Origin of the sequence: Caulobacter sp. Root487D2Y (assembly GCF_001427165.1) — a bacterium.
Lineage (GTDB): Bacteria > Pseudomonadota > Alphaproteobacteria > Caulobacterales > Caulobacteraceae > Caulobacter.
Genome location: NZ_LMFD01000013.1, coordinates 45,828 through 61,161 on the forward strand (window position 1 = coordinate 45,828; position 15,334 = coordinate 61,161).

Below are 15,334 nucleotides of genomic sequence, written 5' to 3' on the forward strand. Positions count from 1 at the left end.
CACCGCTAAAAGCGAAACCCCGATTGCTTCACTTGCCATCCCCACAGGCGCGAACAAGCTCGCGTCATGGATCCGATCACGGCCGCGTGGCCGAGGCCATCGGCGCGGCGCTCCGGCTGAGGGCGTGACCCCTCACCCTCCCACGCTTCGCGTGGGCCCCTCCCTCTCCCCTCCGGGAGAGGGTTTCAAAGGCGCGTCAGCTTCAAGTCCTGATAGTCATACGAAAAGTCCGCCAGCGGCGAGACCGCCCGCATCGTGGCCCCCGTCACCGCGCCGTCCTTGACCGAGAACACCACGAAGGCGTCCTCCTGCGAGCGGTCGTCGAAGCGGGTCTTGAAGGTGTCGCCGTCGAAGGTCTCCAGGGCGCCGCGCAGGACCGGGGTCTTGTCGAAGGCGATCTTCAGGGCTGTCTTCTTCCCCTTGCCGGCGACGGACACCGTCACCGTGCCGTACCAGGGATCGCGATAGGTCCCGGCATAGGCCGCCAGCGGCAGGGTCGGGGCCGCCCCGCCATTTGGGCCGCCGCCCTTGGGGGTCATGGCCTCGGCCGCGTCCTTGATCGTCTTGGCGTCGGCCTCGGCCTGGACCTTGCGGCTGGAGGCGATCCAGTCGAAGTCGTCGCGCCCCTGCAGCCGGTCGGGACCGCCGTAGCGCAGGGACCGGAAGACGGTGTTCTCCTCGGCGTTGGTCATGACCATGATCCCAGACTTCCGGCCCGGCAGCAGGCCGGTATAGGAGATGAAGCCGGCCAGCCCCCCCGTGTGCCAGACGATCTTCTCGCCGCGATGGTCATTGACGAACCAGCCCAGCGCATAGGCCTGCAAGCTGGCGCGCACCGGGTTGTCGGCGATCGGTCCGTCGGACCAGGCGGTGATGGTCTGGGGCTTCCACATCTCGCGGCCCGAGGCCTCGGTCCACAGCTTGACCCCGCCTGGCGTCGTGCCCAGGCCCAGCTGCGCCTGCATCCATTTGCCGATGTCGCGCGGGCTGGCGTTGAGGCCGCCGGCGGCGCCGGCCGCGTCGAAGCTGCCGTCGAACGGCAGCACGGTCTGCGGCCCCAGGCCCCGCACCGGCGGGCCCATCCGGGCGTGCGGCTCCGCGCGCGGGCGATTTCCGATCAGCGAGGGCAGGGGCACGCTGTCGGTCATCTTCAGCGGGTCGAGGATCCGCTTCTGGATGAACACTTCCCACGGCGCGCCGGTGACGGCGGCGATCACCTCGCCGGCCGCCACGTACAGCACGTTGTCATAGGCGTAGCCGCCCCGGAACTGGCCGCCGATCGGCAGGTACTTCAGCCCCGCCACGATGTCGGCGCGGCTGTGGGTGGGGTTGGGCCAGATCATCAGGTCGCCGGCCCCCAGGGTCAGGCCCGAGCGGTGACACAGCAGGTCGCGCACGGTCATCAGCTTGGTGACGATCGGGTCGCTCATAGCGAAGGCCGGCAGGTATTTGGTGACCGGATCGTCCCAGGCGACCTTGCCCTCCTCGACCAGCATGGCCAGGGCGGCGGCGGTGAAGGCCTTGGTGTTGGAGGCCACGCCGAACAGGGTGGAGTCGGTGACCTTGTCGGTCCCGCCCAGGCGGCGCACGCCATAGCCCTTGGCCAGGGTGATCTGGCCGTCCTCGACCACGCAGATCCCCAGGCCCGGCTCGTCGGGGAAGGCGGCCATGACCTCCTGGGCGAACTGGTCGATCGCCGCCCCGGCCTTGCCGGTCTGAGAGCCCCCTTGGCGCGCGAAGGCCGGCCTGGCCAGCGCCGCGGCCCCGACGGTGGCGAAGGCCGACAGCAGGGCGGCGCGGCGGGTCGTGGCGATCATGGAGGCGTCCTGGAAAAGGTCAGGCGCGCACTGAAGCCTAGCCATGGACCCGGAGCAAGACGGCGGCCCGGTCTGGCGCCGAGGACAAGATTAATTCGGTTTCATGACGATCTTGTAAGTTGAGACGCCGGCGGCGCTCCCGTAGATGGCGCGGCCTCGGCGGATAACGCCGATCAGTGAACACCAGATTTCTTGGGCCGAAAGCCAGGCGCGTGACCTCGTCGCACGCCGCGGGACCGGTCGCGCCACATCCACGGGAACCACATGATCCACCACCTCTCCGTCAGCGCCTGCGACCCCAAGGGCGCGGCCGAATTCTTCGCCGACATCATGGGCGGCGTCGTCGTCGACTTTCCGCCGAACCCCGGCAGCTTCATGGTGTTCAAGGCCGACGGCCGGGGCACCGGCATCGAAATCTATCCGGCGGGCAGCGTCATGGTCGCCAACGGCGAGCCCGGCGCGGCGTTCCTCCGCCAGGCGGACGGCGCCGATCGCCGCTCGCCGACCCACTTCGCCCTGAGCGTCGACATGGCCCAGGAAGACGTCATGACCCGAGCCCGCGCCAAGGGCTGGGACGCCTTCGTCTGCGACCGCGGCGGCCACTTCCACGTGGTCGAGGTCTGGGTCGAGAACACCTGGCTGGTCGAGGTCCTGCCGCCGGCGTTCGCGGCCGAATATCTGGGCTTCGCCGGGGCGGTCACCGAGCTGGCGGACCCCAACACGGCGCTGGACTCCCACAAGCCGCAGGCCAGTACGCTGCAGCCCGCCTAGGGCCCAGACAGCAACAAGCCCGTCCGCGGGGGGCGGACGGGCTTGCCGTACTAGGGCCTGACGCTAAGCGGCCCATGTAGGGGACATGCTTATGGGCATGTCCCCATCCGTTCGCGCCTAGGCGCGGTAGACGTAGGCGCTGGAGACGTAGCCGACGCCGACGCCGTCCTGGCCGACCAGGATCCACTTGCCGTCGCCGGTGCGGCCCAGGGCCTGGAAGGTCTCGCCGGCCTGGACCGAGCCCACGGCCTGGGCGCGGGTCGTGGCGCCGCTGCGCAGGTTCAGGGTCGAGCGGGCGACGTACTTGCCCTTGATCTTGGTCATCGGGGCCGCGTCGACCGCGTTGGACACCCGGATGCCGTTGCTGACGTAGACCCCGCCGGCGTTATTGGCCGCGCGGCTCTTCTGCATCTGGCAGCCGGCGTAGGAGCCGGCGCCCGCGCCGACCACGGCGCCGATGGCGGTGCCCGTGCCCCGGTCGTTCTTGGCCAGCTTGTTGCCGGCGACGGCGCCCAGCAGGCCGCCGATCACGGCGCCGGCTTCCTGCTTGCCGCCCGAGGCGTTGCAGCCGATCACGCCGCCCAGCTTCTGCGACATGGCGTGGGCGGGGGCGGGGGCGGCGACCAGGGCCAGGGCGGAGGCGGTCATGGCCAGGCCCGCGATCATGGTCTCGAGGGCGGTGGTCTTGAAGGTCTTGGTCTTGGTCATGGTCTTGGTCCCTTGAATGCTCCGGAGCCGTCGGCCCCGTGAGACGCACCATGCCAAGGCGAAGCTGAACGGCGCCGACGGGGCGTCCGACAGATTCCGTTCATGTGCGATTTTTTCCGCTAATCGCGCGATACGGGCGTTCGTGCGACTTGCTATTGACGATTGCAGTGACGCGGCCGTTACTACCCGCGCGAGCGCCGGCAGAGCGTTCGCGGATCAGGGGAGGCGCACATGCGCAATATCGGTTTGATCGCGGCGAGCGCCATGCTGCTCCTCGCCGTTGGGGCCTGCGATGGATCCAAGAAAGCCGCGACCGGCGGCAAGGAGGGCGCGACCCTGGAGACCGCGGGCGCGGTGACGCCGGTTCCGCTGCCCGACAGCCCCAGCTTCCCGGTTCCCGCCGCGACCATCAACGGCTGGATCGCCAACAGCGACACGGCGGCGATCCGGGCTCACGCCTGGAGCCTCTGGCAGGCCATGACCGCCCCGTCGGGCCAGTCCGTCAACAATCAGCAGCTGCCGATCTGGGACACCTGGGCGGACACCTCGGTCGTCTTCCCGCAACCCCAGGCCACGAACGCGTCGCTCACCGCCGAGCAGGCCAAGCCGAGCCCCGGACGCAAGTTCTTCAAGCCGGCGCAGTTCCATCACACCCGGGACGCCCGGCTGAAGGCGCTGGCGACGGCGGCCGCCGACAACTTCCCGCTCGCGGTCGACAGCAAGTACGATCCGCCGGCCGCGACATTCATCGGCGGCCCGCAGGCCGGTCCCGGCGGCGGGACCTATTCCTACGCCAGCGGCGCCAGCCTGACCAAGCTGAACGCCGCCTGGCCGACAGGAACCACGCCCCAGAACCGGGCCATCAACGAGTTCCCGATCCGCGCCATCGAGACCAAGCCGGTGTTCGGACTGGTCAAGGCCAACGGCCTGACCGCCCAGCCGTTGTGGCAGGGTCCGTCGGCCTCGACCAACGCCGGCAATCCCACGCCCGACACCTGGACGACCTGCGTGCTGATCCAGCCGGGCGCGACGGGAGCGGTACGCCCCGCCACCTCGGCCGAGATCAACGCCGGCGCCGTCAGCGTCCAGGCCCAGGGGCTCGCCTGCAAGACCTTCCTGTGGGCGCCGCTGAGCACCTTCTACGCCGCGCAGTTGAACGCCGCCGAGGCCCAGAACTTCAACGCCGCCACCGGCGTCTCCGGCCCCGCCGCCGCGGCGGCCGGCGACTACAGCGTGCTGCTGGCCATGCACGTCAACACCAAGGAAATCCCGTTCTGGACCTGGCAGACCTACTGGTGGCAGCCCGGGGCCGATACGCCCAACAACTTCCCGGGCAGCAAGCAGGGCCAGCCCGGCGCGCTGGGCGGGCCGTGGAACAACTACGCCAGCTGCACGGCCTACGACCAGACGACGACCCCTGGCGGCTCGACCATGCAGGTCTGCTTCAACCCCTATCTGGAGACCTCGCCCGGCATCCCGGCCGGCGTGACCTCCAACTGCGTGAGCTGTCACGGCGTCGCCCTGGTCGGTCCCAACCCGAACTATCCGGCCAACTACAACAAGCCGATCGTCTTCTTCACCGACCCGACCTACTTCAACACCCAGTCGACCCACACCGACTTCTCGTGGGCGGTGGCGAGCGCGCCGTAGGGCATGAAACCCTCTCCCGGAGGGGAGAGGGAGGGGCCCAAGCGAAGCTTGGGAGGGTGAGGGGTGAAGGCGCCCGACGGCGTGCCGGTAGGGCGTTGGCGAGAAACTCGGTGAGGGCGTAATCCTTCACCGCCCCCCGCCTTCGTCCGCGAGGGGAGAGGGCTTGATCAGGCGGCGCTGAGCTTGGCGACCGGCGCCGTCGTCACCGCGGGGCGAAAGGTCGCCGCCGGCTTCTGCTCCTCCGAGGTCTGGACCAGGCAGCCGTACCAGCCCATGCCCTCGTAGGTCTCATAGCCCGGGGTCAGGGCGTAGCCGATGGTGCGGGCGCCCTCGGCGTAGCTGCCCATGTCGCCGCTGGTGGTGTCGAGCTTGAAGGTCTCCTCCAGCACGCCCTTGCCGTCCGAGCTGGCCAGCACGCGGTGGTTCTGGTCCAGCAGCAGCACGCGCGAGCGGGCCTTTTCCTCGTCGGTCAAGCGCACGCCGTCGACCACAGCCTGGGCCTGGGGCCTCCAGTCGAAATGGACGCCCAGCACGCCCAGCACCTTGCCGTTGGCCTGGCCGCCCGCGCGAATAGCCGTGGCGTAGGTGGCGACCGGGGCGTCGTTCAGGGCCTTGACCCTTTCGATGTCGCAGACGGCGAAGTCGTCGCCCGACCGGGTGCGCATCGCCTTCCTGAACCAGTCGGTCTCGGCCACCGAGGCGGTCCTGGCGCCCGGATACTTGTCGGGCCGGCCGCTGGCGATCACCCGGCCGCTGGTGTCGGCGATCCACAGGTCGAGATAGACGGTGTAGGCGTCGAGGATCACCTTCAGCCGCTGGCTGGCGTAGGTGGACGCCTCGCGCGAGGGGGCGGCGACGCAGTCGACCACGGCGCTGTCGGTGGCCCACCAGCGCACGTCGCAGGTGCGCTCATAGAGGTTGCGGTCGATGATCTCGATGGCGTTCAGGGCCAGGTCGACCAGGCGCTGGCCGCGCAGGTGGCCCAGGATCGCCCCGCCGATCTTGGTCAGTTCGTCGAGGTCGGCGCGCACCTGGCTCTCCAGGGCGGCGGCCACCACGTCGATCTGGGTGGAGATGGTCTTGAACTCCTCGGCGACGATCGCGAAGCCGCGCCCCGCCTCGCCGGCCCGGGCGGCGACGATCAGGGCGTTGATGGCCAGCATCTTGGCCGAGCGGTTGACGTAGGCGATCTCGCCGATCTTCTCGCCGGCGACGGCGCTGAGGCGCTCGCTCAGCTCCAGGATTCGCTCTGGGCGGAGGCTGGCGTTTTCGTCTGCCATGAAAGGTTTCCCCCGAAACCGGCGGCGGGACCCGGAATAGCCGAATCACTCGCCAGACAAGCGAGGATGACACCCGCGTCAGCTTTCAGGGATGGGGGTCGGACAATTCGCCGCGTCTTTTCGCGTGTTTCGCGGCATGGCGCCTGGGGATATGTGCAGTTTCGCGGCAATCTTTGCCTCATTAATCATCAATGTCCGACAGCGTTGTCAGCGTTTCGTCGTGGCAAAGCCTTGCCGTGGGCCAATGACACCGGTGGACAGGAATTCGGGGACGGGGGATGGTGCGCGGAAATATGGGGGAAACCGCAGATGATCCGCATCGCCTTGGCCGTCGCCCTGGCCCTGACCGCCGCCCCGATCGCGGCCCCCATCGCGGTCCCCATCGCGGCCCAGGCCGCGCCGCGCGAGGTCACGGCCTTTCCCGGCGCCGAGGGCGCTGGAAGGCTGTCGGTCGGCGGCCGCGGCGGGGCGGTGATCAAGGTCACCAACCTCGAGGACTCCGGCCCCGGCAGTCTGCGCGCCGCGATCGAGGCCAAGGGTCCGCGCACGATCGTCTTCGAGGTCGCCGGCACGATCCCGCTGAAGAGCGAGCTGAAGATCGCCAACGGCCAGATCACCATCGCCGGCCAGACCGCCCCGGGCGGCGGGATCACCCTGCGCGACCACACCCTGGTGGTGGCCGCCGACGACGTGGTGATCCGCTTCATCCGCTCGCGCCTGGGCGACGAGAGCAAGACCGAGGGCGACGCGATCTGGATCAATTCGGGCCGGCGGATCATCCTCGACCACGTCTCGGCCAGCTGGTCGGTGGACGAGACCCTGTCGGCCAGCGCCCGCTACGATAATCCGGGCCAGGGCTTCTATGACCTGACGGTGCAGTGGTCGATCATCGCCGAGAGCCTGCGCCGCTCGATCCACGCCAAAGGCGACCACGGCTACGGCAGCCTGATCCGCGGCGGTGGCGGCTCGAAGATCAGCTTCCACCACAATCTGTGGGCCAACCACCTGGCCCGCATGCCGCGCCCGGGCAATTACGACGGGCCGGACAAGGACCCGGTCGGGGCGTTCTTCGAGTTCCGCTCCAACGTCTTCTACAACTGGGGCAAGGGCCATGCCGGCTACGACGCCGACAAGGCGGCCCTGGCGGCCTACAGCTTCATCGACAACGCCTATGTGATGGGGCCCGACAGCGAAAAGCCCATCGCCTTCAACGAAAGCAACAGCCTGGCCAAGGCCTGGTTCGCCGGCAACAGCATGAACGGCGTCGTGCCCGAGGATCCCTGGAGCCTGGTCAGCGGGCTGCAGGCCCCGGGCTGGCGCCAGGCGGGGCCGATCGACGTCGCGCCGGTGGCGGCTGATCCGGCGGCCAGCGCCTATGAGCGGGTGCTGAAGGACGCCGGGGCTTCGGTGTTCCGCGACAGCGTCGACGCCCGCGTGGTGGCCGGGGTGCGCGACAAGACCGGCAGGCAGATCGACAGCCAGGCCCAGGTGGGCGGGTGGCCCATGCTGCCGGCGGGGGCCGCGGCGGTCGATACGGACGGGGACGGGATGCCGGACGCCTGGGAGAAGGCGCACGGCTTCAATCCCGGGAAGGCCGACGGGGCGCTGGACCGCAACCGGGATGGGTGGACGAACCTGGAGGACTACCTGGCGGACGCGGCGAAGAAGCGGGGTTAGTGGCTCACCCCCTTGCCCCCACCTGACGGCTTCGCCGTCTGTCCGCCCCCGTAGGGGGCGGAGGACGCGCCTCTTCCCCCTCTGGGGGAAGACGACCGCGAAGCGGTCCGTAGGGGGCAAGTGATCGCCGCCCCGACCTTTGCCCCCCTGCGCGCTTTCCGCTACACCGCCCCCATGTCGCACAACACCTTCGGCCACCTGTTCCGCGTCACCACCTGGGGCGAAAGCCACGGCCCGGCCCTGGGCTGCGTGGTCGACGGCGTTCCCCCCGGCATCGCCCTCGACGCCGAACAGATCCAGGCCTTCCTCGACAAGCGCCGCCCCGGCCAGGGCAAGTTCGTCACCCAGCGCCAGGAGCCGGACGCCGTGCGCATCCTGTCGGGGGTGTTCGAGGACGAGCGCAGCGACGGCCAGCGCACGACCGGTACGCCGATCAGCCTGATGATCGACAACACCGACCAGCGCTCCAAGGACTATGGCGAGATCGCCCAGGCCTTTCGGCCCGGCCACGCCGACTATCCCTATTTCGCCAAGTACGGCGTGCGCGACTATCGCGGCGGCGGGCGCAGCTCGGCGCGCGAGACCGCCGCGCGGGTGGCGGCCGGCGCGATCGCCCGGCTGGTGATCCCCGGCGTCACGGTGCGCGCGGCCCTGGTGCAGATCGGCCCGCACGTCATCGACCGCGCGAACTGGGACTGGGACCAGATCAACGAGAACCCCTACTGGTCGCCCGACGCGGCGATCATTCCGGTCTGGGAAGAGCATCTGGAGACGGTCCGCAAGGCCGGCTCCTCGACCGGGGCCGTCGTCGAGGTCGAGGCGGCCGGCGTGCCGGCCGGCTGGGGCGCGCCGCTGTACGGCAAGCTGGACGCCGAGCTGGCCTCGGCCCTGATGTCGATCAACGCCGCCAAGGGCGTGGAGATCGGCGAGGGCTTCGCCAGCGCCGCCCTGTCGGGCGAGGACAACGCCGACCAGATGCGGATGGGCGAGGATGGTCCGGTGTTCCTGAGCAACCACGCCGGCGGCGTGCTGGGCGGCCTGTCGACCGGCCAGCCGGTGGTGGCCCGCGTGGCCTTCAAGCCGACCTCCTCGATCCTGACGCTCCGCCAGAGCGTCAACGAGGCGGGGGAAGAGATCGACCTTCGCACCAAGGGCCGTCACGACCCCTGCGTGGGCATCCGCGGCGTGCCGGTGGTCGAGGCGATGACCGCCTGCGTGCTGGCCGACGCCTTCCTGCGCCACCGCGCCCAGACGGGCGGCGGCGCGTTCGCGCCGGGCGGCCAAGGCCAAAGGGTTTGATTTAGAGCTCGTCATCCCGGGCCTTGTGCCCGGGACCCCTCTGTCCGCCGCAAGGGCGGGGGTGTGGCGCGCTGGCGCGCCAATGCGCGTCACCGTCAGCTGAACCAGGGGTCCCGGGCGCAAGGCCCGGGATGACGATGAGATTTTGGAAGCGAGGGCGACTACGCCTTGCGCGCCTCCGGCCATTCCTCGGGGCGCAGGATCATCGTGGGGCGCAGGAAGGCCGACTGGACGCGGTCGTAGCCGCGAACATCAAGATCTCGACAAATGATCTCAAGCAACTCCCCGCCGCTGACCTCCGGCGGGGGTGCGTCGTGCGTCTGGCGCCAGAGCTCCAGAGCTTCGCGTTTGATGAGTTCGTCGCGGGAGGCCATGTGGAATCATATCCCTTCGGCCAAACAACTCTCGGACCTTGCGACTCGTTCCTATTTTTTTCGTTGACAAAAGGTAATCAACCGCCACTGAATTAAGAATAATCTGAATATCCGCCAAGAAGACGCGGGCCAAAACTCGCCATAATTGCGCGGGCCCGGCCAAATCCGAAAACGGCTGGTTATGTCGAAATTCGACATAAGACGAGAAACACCGAGGTCTCGGGTGAATTTCCGATTGACCGATTATTACCGTCTCGTAACGTTTGATCTTGAGCGACGCGTCAAATGGCGAGTCCTCTGAGCGAGCCGGGGGCGCGTGCGCTTCGATCTGCTGAAGATTCTGTTAGTCGACGACAATCAGCACATGCGCATGTTGCTGACCGAGATCCTGCGAGCTCTGGGCGTACGGCAGATTTTCGAGGCGATGGACGGCGCCGAGGCGCTGCAGATGATGCGCGAAACCCAGATGGACTTGGTCATGACCGACCTGACCATGGGTCCGCTGGACGGCATCGACTTCGTCAACCTCCTGCGCAATTCGCCCGACAGCCCCGGCCCGTTCACCCCGGTCATCATGATCACCGGCCACTCCACGATGCGGCGGGTGGCCGAGGCGCGCGACGCCGGGGTCAACGAGTTCCTGGCCAAGCCGGTGACGGCGCGCGGCGTGATCCACCGCATCAACCTGCTGATCGAGCACCCCCGCCAGTTCATTCGCTGCCAGGACTATTTCGGCCCCGACCGCCGCCGCCGCCAGGACCCGGCCTTCATCGGCCCCTGGCGCCGCCAGGGAGACCCGGGCGTGGTGGAGCTGCAGTACTGAGCGGTGCGCGAAAACGGCCTAGGCTTCCACGCCGCGCCGTTTCCAGACATCGGCGATGCGCGGATTGATCTTCAGAGCCCGCTTGATATCGGCCGCGCCGGCCGCCGGATCGCCGGCCCGCTGCTTCACCAGGCCACGCATGTAGAGCGTCGACGCCGAGCGGGGAAACAGGCGCAGGGCCGCGTCGTAATCGGCCAGCGCCAGACCGAGCTCGCCGCGCCGGAAGTGGATGAAGCCCCGCGAGTCGAGGGGATCGATGTTCACGTCACCGATGGCCGTGTTCAGGTCCACCGCCTTGTCGCAATAGGCCAAGGCCTGATCCAGGTCCACGCCCCGCAAGGCGCGGATCCACCCCGCGTGACTCCAGGCGTTGGCGCGATCGGGCGTCAGGCGCAGGACGGCGTCGTGGTCCTCCTGCGCGCCGGCCAGATCGCCGGCGGCCTCGCGCGCGAAGGCGCGTTCGGAGAGCGCCGCGGCGAATTGCGGCTGAAGGGCGATCACCTCGTCGAAAGCCGCGATGGCGGCCGGATAGTCTCGCCGCGCCATCAGGACGCGGGCGTGGTTCAGGGCGTGCTCCTGCCGCGAACCGGTCGGCTGGTAGAGCGGATTGGGGCGCCCGCGGACATCTCGCGCAGAACTGGGCGAGCCGATGAGACATCCCAGCACGACGATCGTCAAAACCAGCGCCCGCATATTGTCCCCGTCTCCGCGGCCCCGCGCCCTTCCACGGCGCAGCTAGTGATATCCGTTTTCGAGGGACTGGCCATCGGCGATCCTTCGGCGCCATACAGCGGCCATCGGACGCGGAGATCCTTAACGCACCCTGGGCTAGAACACTGGCTCCAACCGCAGTGAGCCCGCCCATGTCCGCGCGTCGCCTTCCTCTCGCCCTGGCCCTGCTGGCCGTCGCGTTCACGAGCCAGGGCTGCCTGGCCGTCGCCGCCGGCGGCGCCGTGGTCGGCGCGACCGGAGCCGTGGTCGGAACCACCGGCAAGGTCGTGGTCGCCACCGGCAAGGCGGTGATCCCCGGCGAGAGCAAGAAGGACCGCGAAAAGCGCGAGTTCAAGGAATGGAAGAAGTCGCAGCGGCGGGGCTAGCGCGCCTGCCCACCTTAGGCCCTCCCCCAGTGGGGGAGGTGTCGGCGAAGCCGACGGAGGGGGCGTGTTCGGCGGACGACCACAACCCGGACCTTCGACCCTAGAACTCCCCCGCCGGCCTTCGGCCGCCTCCCCCACAGGGGGAGGGATTGCTTACCCCGCCGCGATCGCCCCCGGCAGGTACAGCCGCATCGGCCGCACCTCGTACGCCCCGCCGGGATTGGCCACGCCCAGCTCGCGGGCGATGTCGAGGGCCTCGTCCATGTCGGCGACGTCCAGCACGTAGAAGCCCAGGAACTGCTCCTTGGTCTCGGCGAACGGGCCGTCGACCACGAAGGGGGCGTCGGTCTTGACCAGGGTCTTGGCGGTCGTCGTGGCGCTCAGCCGGCCCGACGGGCCCATCTTGCCCTCGGCGATCAGCCGGTCATGGACCACCGACAGGCGGCCCATCACCGCGTCGTCCTGCGCCTGGGTCCAGCCCATGACCTCGTCCTGGTTGTTGTAGCACAGCAGCATGTAGAGCATGGGCGAGGTTTCCCGACGTCATTGGCGAGGCAGAGATAGGCCAGCCGGACGCGCGAAGGAAGACCGACGTTTTTCGAATCCGCCTAGCGCCACCGATCGCCCTTCGCCCGGGCGAAGGCGGAAAGCACGTAGGGCCAGGGGATGATGATCGGGAAGATCACGACCAGGGCGCAGGCGAAGGCGGTCGATGCGGTGTCCGCGTCCATCCGGCCCGCCCGCCACAGCGGAACCGCCACCACCGACAGCCAGATCACCTTCCACGCGATCTCGAACAGCAGCAGCGGCAGCATCTTCAGCGGATAGCGCAGGCCCAGCAGCGCCAGCAGCGACAGCGCGCCCAGCATGCACTGCACGACGCCCTGCATCAGCCCCCATGACCCGTGGTCGAGGAGGATGCCCGGCCAGATCTCGATCCCGAGACCGACGGCGATCAGCAGGTAGCCGGCCCGCAGCGCGTACAGACGCCAGAGGGGCGGCGCGGCGTGGTCCCGGGCGGACGAAGCGGCCCCGCCGCGCCCGGCGGAGGCCAGGGAAAGGTCGGCGGCCACTATTCCACCGCCTTGAGGATCTTCTCGATCCCGTCCAGCCGCGCGCGGACCTCGACCAGGACGGTCAGGGTCTGTTCCGAGATCTCCCGGTAGGCCTGGTCGCCGGCCAGGCGCGCCTTGGCCTGCTGCACGGCGGCCAGGTAGCGCAGGCCGAAGATCAGCAGCACCGTCCCCAGCGGGAGGCAGATCGTCAGAATGTACAGGTGTTCGGACATGAACATCTCCTACTTGTCGGTTTTCTGGGTGAGGGACTGGACGCGCTCGGCGATCAGGGCGGGGGTGATCTCGAGCTGGAAATCGGCGACCTCGAAATAGTTGAGGGCCTTGCCGTCCTGCGACAGCTCCAGCTGGCTGGTGACCAGCCCCGCCTCTTCCAGCTTGTTCAGATGCAGGTGGAGCAGCGGCCGGCTGATGCCGATCTCGCGCGCCAACCGGCTGACATAGTTGCGCCCGCCCGCCCGCAGCGCCGCGATGATCCGCAGGCGGTGCGGACTGTCCAGCGCCGACAGGATCGCCAGCAGCCTGTCCCCCGGGGTCATGTGATCCATCCGCATTTCATGTGTAATAAATAACTGACACATGAAAGCTGTCAAGCGGCTTTCTGTCCCCTCGCTCGCGACACGCCACCTAAATTTCCGTCATCCTCGGACTTGTTCCGAGGACCCCTGCTTCAGCCGCGAAGAAGGAAGATCCTTTTGAAACAGACACGGGCGGGCACGCCGTCAGGCGACAGCGCGGCGGACCTAGGGATCCTCGGAACCAGTCCGAGGATGACGGGCGCTGGGGACCGGTAGGGCGCTTAAAGCGTCAGCGCGCAGCTTTCGCCGATGGTCGGGCGCGAGACCACCACGCGCGACAGGCCCGGGAATTGAGGCGTCAGGCGCTCGGCGAAATACAGGCAGATGCGCTCCAGGGTCGGGCTTTCCAGCCCCGGGCGATCGTTGAGCAGGCCGTGGTCCAGCTCGGTCGCCACCGCCTTCAGCGCGCCGTCCAGGCTGTCCAGGTCGGCCACCCAGCCCGCGTCCTGCATGGTCCCGCGCACGCTGGCCTCGACCTTGAACGAGTGGCCGTGCAGCTTGCGGTAGCGATGGTCGGCGGGACCTTGCTCGATGTAATGCGCCGCGTCGAAATGCGCGGCCTTCGTGATCTCGAAGACGGGCTTCATCTAATGCTTCTTTGACTAGGCCTGGGAGGCTCTAGCGCGTCGACCCTGTCACCAAGTCGAGCGCCTTATCCGTCAGGGCAGGCCGAGATATTTGTGTGTCTGGACGCTTAAACGCCATTGTGGGTGCGAAAGGCAATAGGCGACGGCCAATTGCGTGTTCCGCTCGCGGTCCGGGCCGTCCATCGGCTGCAGGTAGAAGCGCTCGAAATCCAGGGCCGCGAAGCGCTCGGGAAGCGCCTTGTCCTGCGGATAGACCAGCTTCAGCTCCTGGCCCTGGGTCTGGACGACCGGGGCGTCAGCCTTGGGGCTGACGCAGACCCAGTCGATCCCCTCGGGCGCTTCCACCGTGCCGTTGGTCTCGACCGCGATCATGAAGCCGCGCGCGTGCAGGGCGGCGATCAGGGGCGGGTCCAGCTGCAGCAGCGGCTCGCCGCCGGTGCAGACCACCAGGCGGTCGTTGGGGCCGCCGGTCCAGGCCGCCTCGACCGCGTCGGCCAGGGCTTCGGCGTCGGCGAACTTGCCGCCGCCTTCGCCGTCCACGCCGACGAAGTCGGTGTCGCAGAAGGTGCAGACGGCCTTGGCGCGGTCCTGCTCGCGGCCGGTCCACAGGTTGCAGCCGGCGAACCGGCAGAACACCGCCGCCTTGCCCGCCTGGCCGCCCTCGCCCTGCAGGGTGAGGAAGATTTCCTTGACGGAGTAGGTCATTGGGAACGCTCGAGGGGCCGCCCTCGTCCTTCGACAAGCTCAGGATGAGGGCTACTGGTGCGGTGGAGATCACAGGCGCTCAAAATGAAAACCTCATCCTGAGCTTGTCGAAGGACGAGGTTTTCACGCACCGAGCCCGTCCCGCCCCGCCGCGTCCCATTCCTCATACCCCCGCCGCCGCAGCTCGCAGGCCGGGCATTCGCCGCAGCCGTGGCCCCAGGCGTGCAGTTCGCCGCGTTCGCCCTGGTAGCAGGTGTGGCTCTCGACCACGATCAGGTCGACCAGGTCCTCGCCGCCCAGGGTCTTGGCCAGGGCCCAGGTCTCGGCTTTCGTCAGCTTCATCAGCGGGGTCTCGATGACGAAGTCGCGGTCCATGCCCAGGTTCAGGGCGCTCTGCATGGCGTCCAGGGTGTCGCGCCGGCAGTCGGGATAGCCCGAGAAGTCGGTCTCGCACATGCCGCCGACCAGCGCCCCCAGGCCCCGGCGGTCGGCTAGGGCGGCGGCGTAGATCAGGAACACCAGGTTGCGGCCGGGCACGAAGGTGGACGGCAGGCCGCGCTCGGTCATCTCGATGGCGACGTCGGCGGTCAGGGCCGACTGGGCCACCGCGCCGAAGCCGGTCAGGTCCAGCACGTGGTCCTCGCCCAGGCGGTCGGCCCAGTGGGGGAAGCGCTCGGCCATCCGATGGCGCACGGCCTGGCGGGCCTGCATCTCGATCACATGGCGCTGGCCGTAGTCGAAGCCGACGGTCTCGACCCGGGCGTAGCGCTCCAGGGCCCAGGCCAGGCAGACGCTGCTGTCCTGGCCGCCGGAGAACAGCACCAGGGCGGCCTCGGCGCGCGGCGGCGTCGACGGGGAAGGGGGGGAAGCGGACATCGCGTTTCTCTACACGAGG

Annotated in this window: 18 protein-coding genes; 6 read left to right on the forward strand and 12 right to left on the reverse strand. The window is 68.8% G+C overall.

Annotated elements, in window-relative coordinates:
- Nucleotides 1-185 precede the first annotated feature (185 nt).
- Nucleotides 186-1,817 carry a serine hydrolase gene (locus ASD38_RS19235; RefSeq protein ID WP_056462598.1) on the reverse strand — a complete coding sequence of 544 codons (1,632 nt, stop codon included), beginning with the start codon at nucleotides 1,815-1,817 and terminating at the stop codon, nucleotides 186-188.
- Nucleotides 1,818-2,081: 264 nt separating this feature from the next.
- Here ASD38_RS19235 and ASD38_RS19240 point away from each other — a divergent pair, with 264 nt between their 5' ends.
- Complete coding sequence (locus ASD38_RS19240; protein WP_056443034.1) at nucleotides 2,082-2,588, forward strand: VOC family protein; 507 nt, start codon at nucleotides 2,082-2,084, stop codon at nucleotides 2,586-2,588.
- Nucleotides 2,589-2,705: 117 nt separating this feature from the next.
- Here ASD38_RS19240 and ASD38_RS19245 read toward each other — a convergent pair whose 3' ends face one another.
- Nucleotides 2,706-3,296 carry an SH3 domain-containing protein gene (locus ASD38_RS19245; RefSeq protein ID WP_056443032.1) on the reverse strand — a complete coding sequence of 197 codons (591 nt, stop codon included), beginning with the start codon at nucleotides 3,294-3,296 and terminating at the stop codon, nucleotides 2,706-2,708.
- A gap of 231 nt (nucleotides 3,297-3,527) precedes the next feature.
- On the opposite strand from ASD38_RS19245, the gene ASD38_RS19250 reads away from it, so the two are divergent.
- Nucleotides 3,528-4,946 (forward strand): hypothetical protein, encoded by a 1,419-nt coding sequence (locus tag ASD38_RS19250; RefSeq protein ID WP_056443029.1) that lies wholly within the window; start codon nucleotides 3,528-3,530, stop codon nucleotides 4,944-4,946.
- 167 nt (nucleotides 4,947-5,113) lie between these two features.
- Here ASD38_RS19250 and ASD38_RS19255 read toward each other — a convergent pair whose 3' ends face one another.
- The gene (locus tag ASD38_RS19255) at nucleotides 5,114-6,226 is read right to left on the reverse strand and encodes a cache domain-containing protein (protein WP_056462599.1); all 1,113 of its coding nucleotides are present in this window, start codon (nucleotides 6,224-6,226) and stop codon (nucleotides 5,114-5,116) included.
- Between the two features lie 309 nt (nucleotides 6,227-6,535).
- Here ASD38_RS19255 and ASD38_RS19260 point away from each other — a divergent pair, with 309 nt between their 5' ends.
- Both ASD38_RS19260 and aroC read left to right on the forward strand, forming a co-directional pair.
- Entirely contained in the window at nucleotides 6,536-7,903 is a 1,368-nt protein-coding gene (locus tag ASD38_RS19260) for a hypothetical protein (protein WP_056462601.1), read from the forward strand.
- A 174-nt stretch (nucleotides 7,904-8,077) separates the two neighbouring features.
- Complete coding sequence (aroC, locus tag ASD38_RS19265) at nucleotides 8,078-9,202, forward strand: chorismate synthase (RefSeq protein ID WP_056462904.1); 1,125 nt, start codon at nucleotides 8,078-8,080, stop codon at nucleotides 9,200-9,202.
- 161 nt (nucleotides 9,203-9,363) lie between these two features.
- Here the strand turns inward: aroC and ASD38_RS19270 are convergent, their stop codons facing one another.
- Nucleotides 9,364-9,576 (reverse strand): hypothetical protein, encoded by a 213-nt coding sequence (locus ASD38_RS19270; protein WP_056443022.1) that lies wholly within the window; start codon nucleotides 9,574-9,576, stop codon nucleotides 9,364-9,366.
- Between the two features lie 316 nt (nucleotides 9,577-9,892).
- Here ASD38_RS19270 and ASD38_RS19275 point away from each other — a divergent pair, with 316 nt between their 5' ends.
- Nucleotides 9,893-10,399 carry a response regulator gene (locus ASD38_RS19275; RefSeq protein ID WP_056443019.1) on the forward strand — a complete coding sequence of 169 codons (507 nt, stop codon included), beginning with the start codon at nucleotides 9,893-9,895 and terminating at the stop codon, nucleotides 10,397-10,399.
- 18 nt (nucleotides 10,400-10,417) lie between these two features.
- Here ASD38_RS19275 and ASD38_RS19280 read toward each other — a convergent pair whose 3' ends face one another.
- Nucleotides 10,418-11,092, reverse strand: a complete 675-nt coding sequence (locus ASD38_RS19280) for a tetratricopeptide repeat protein (protein WP_056462603.1) — start codon at nucleotides 11,090-11,092, stop codon at nucleotides 10,418-10,420.
- Between the two features lie 170 nt (nucleotides 11,093-11,262).
- Between ASD38_RS19280 and ASD38_RS19285 the strand changes: the two genes are divergently transcribed.
- On the forward strand, nucleotides 11,263-11,496 hold the full coding sequence (locus tag ASD38_RS19285) for a hypothetical protein (protein ID WP_056462606.1): 234 nt from the start codon (nucleotides 11,263-11,265) through the stop codon (nucleotides 11,494-11,496).
- 153 nt (nucleotides 11,497-11,649) lie between these two features.
- On the opposite strand, the gene ASD38_RS19290 is transcribed toward ASD38_RS19285, so the two are convergent.
- The 7 genes from ASD38_RS19290 to queC form a co-directional block, all read right to left on the reverse strand.
- Nucleotides 11,650-12,021, reverse strand: coding sequence for a YciI family protein (locus ASD38_RS19290; RefSeq protein WP_056443010.1), 372 nt, complete (start codon nucleotides 12,019-12,021; stop codon nucleotides 11,650-11,652).
- Nucleotides 12,022-12,104: 83 nt separating this feature from the next.
- Nucleotides 12,105-12,569: a hypothetical protein gene (locus tag ASD38_RS19295; RefSeq protein WP_200941445.1), complete on the reverse strand. Its 465-nt coding sequence runs from the start codon at nucleotides 12,567-12,569 to the stop codon at nucleotides 12,105-12,107.
- Nucleotides 12,569-12,784 (reverse strand): hypothetical protein, encoded by a 216-nt coding sequence (locus tag ASD38_RS19300; RefSeq protein ID WP_156390793.1) that lies wholly within the window; start codon nucleotides 12,782-12,784, stop codon nucleotides 12,569-12,571. Before ASD38_RS19300 ends, ASD38_RS19295 begins: the two co-directional genes overlap by 1 nt.
- Nucleotides 12,785-12,793: 9 nt before the next feature.
- A complete protein-coding gene (locus ASD38_RS19305; protein WP_200941444.1) occupies nucleotides 12,794-13,108 on the reverse strand; it encodes an ArsR/SmtB family transcription factor in 315 nt (104 codons plus the stop codon).
- Nucleotides 13,109-13,368: 260 nt separating this feature from the next.
- A complete protein-coding gene (locus ASD38_RS19310) occupies nucleotides 13,369-13,734 on the reverse strand; it encodes a 6-pyruvoyl trahydropterin synthase family protein (protein ID WP_056443003.1) in 366 nt (121 codons plus the stop codon).
- Between the two features lie 72 nt (nucleotides 13,735-13,806).
- Nucleotides 13,807-14,439, reverse strand: coding sequence for a 7-carboxy-7-deazaguanine synthase (gene queE / locus ASD38_RS19315; protein ID WP_056462608.1), 633 nt, complete (start codon nucleotides 14,437-14,439; stop codon nucleotides 13,807-13,809).
- Nucleotides 14,440-14,562: 123 nt separating this feature from the next.
- Nucleotides 14,563-15,315 (reverse strand): 7-cyano-7-deazaguanine synthase QueC, encoded by a 753-nt coding sequence (gene queC, locus ASD38_RS19320; protein ID WP_056442997.1) that lies wholly within the window; start codon nucleotides 15,313-15,315, stop codon nucleotides 14,563-14,565.
- Nucleotides 15,316-15,334 lie beyond the last annotated feature (19 nt).

Excerpts from the sequence above, each read along its gene's own strand:
- queE (WP_056462608.1), bottom strand. The coding sequence starts at position 14,439 with ATGACCTACTCCGTCAAGGAAATCTTCCTCACCCTGCAGGGCGAGGGC.
- ASD38_RS19305 (WP_200941444.1), bottom strand. The coding sequence starts at position 13,108 with ATGACCCCGGGGGACAGGCTGCTGGCGATCCTGTCGGCGCTGGACAGT.
- ASD38_RS19290 (WP_056443010.1), bottom strand. The coding sequence starts at position 12,021 with ATGCTCTACATGCTGCTGTGCTACAACAACCAGGACGAGGTCATGGGC.
- ASD38_RS19280 (WP_056462603.1), bottom strand. The coding sequence starts at position 11,092 with ATGCGGGCGCTGGTTTTGACGATCGTCGTGCTGGGATGTCTCATCGGC.
- ASD38_RS19260 (WP_056462601.1), top strand. The coding sequence starts at position 6,536 with ATGATCCGCATCGCCTTGGCCGTCGCCCTGGCCCTGACCGCCGCCCCG.
- ASD38_RS19310 (WP_056443003.1), bottom strand. The coding sequence starts at position 13,734 with ATGAAGCCCGTCTTCGAGATCACGAAGGCCGCGCATTTCGACGCGGCG.
- ASD38_RS19300 (WP_156390793.1), bottom strand. The coding sequence starts at position 12,784 with ATGTCCGAACACCTGTACATTCTGACGATCTGCCTCCCGCTGGGGACG.
- ASD38_RS19270 (WP_056443022.1), bottom strand. The coding sequence starts at position 9,576 with ATGGCCTCCCGCGACGAACTCATCAAACGCGAAGCTCTGGAGCTCTGG.
- ASD38_RS19240 (WP_056443034.1), top strand. The coding sequence starts at position 2,082 with ATGATCCACCACCTCTCCGTCAGCGCCTGCGACCCCAAGGGCGCGGCC.
- queC (WP_056442997.1), bottom strand. The coding sequence starts at position 15,315 with ATGTCCGCTTCCCCCCCTTCCCCGTCGACGCCGCCGCGCGCCGAGGCC.
- ASD38_RS19250 (WP_056443029.1), top strand. The coding sequence starts at position 3,528 with ATGCGCAATATCGGTTTGATCGCGGCGAGCGCCATGCTGCTCCTCGCC.
- ASD38_RS19235 (WP_056462598.1), bottom strand. The coding sequence starts at position 1,817 with ATGATCGCCACGACCCGCCGCGCCGCCCTGCTGTCGGCCTTCGCCACC.
- ASD38_RS19245 (WP_056443032.1), bottom strand. The coding sequence starts at position 3,296 with ATGACCAAGACCAAGACCTTCAAGACCACCGCCCTCGAGACCATGATC.
- aroC (WP_056462904.1), top strand. The coding sequence starts at position 8,078 with ATGTCGCACAACACCTTCGGCCACCTGTTCCGCGTCACCACCTGGGGC.
- ASD38_RS19255 (WP_056462599.1), bottom strand. The coding sequence starts at position 6,226 with ATGGCAGACGAAAACGCCAGCCTCCGCCCAGAGCGAATCCTGGAGCTG.
- ASD38_RS19285 (WP_056462606.1), top strand. The coding sequence starts at position 11,263 with ATGTCCGCGCGTCGCCTTCCTCTCGCCCTGGCCCTGCTGGCCGTCGCG.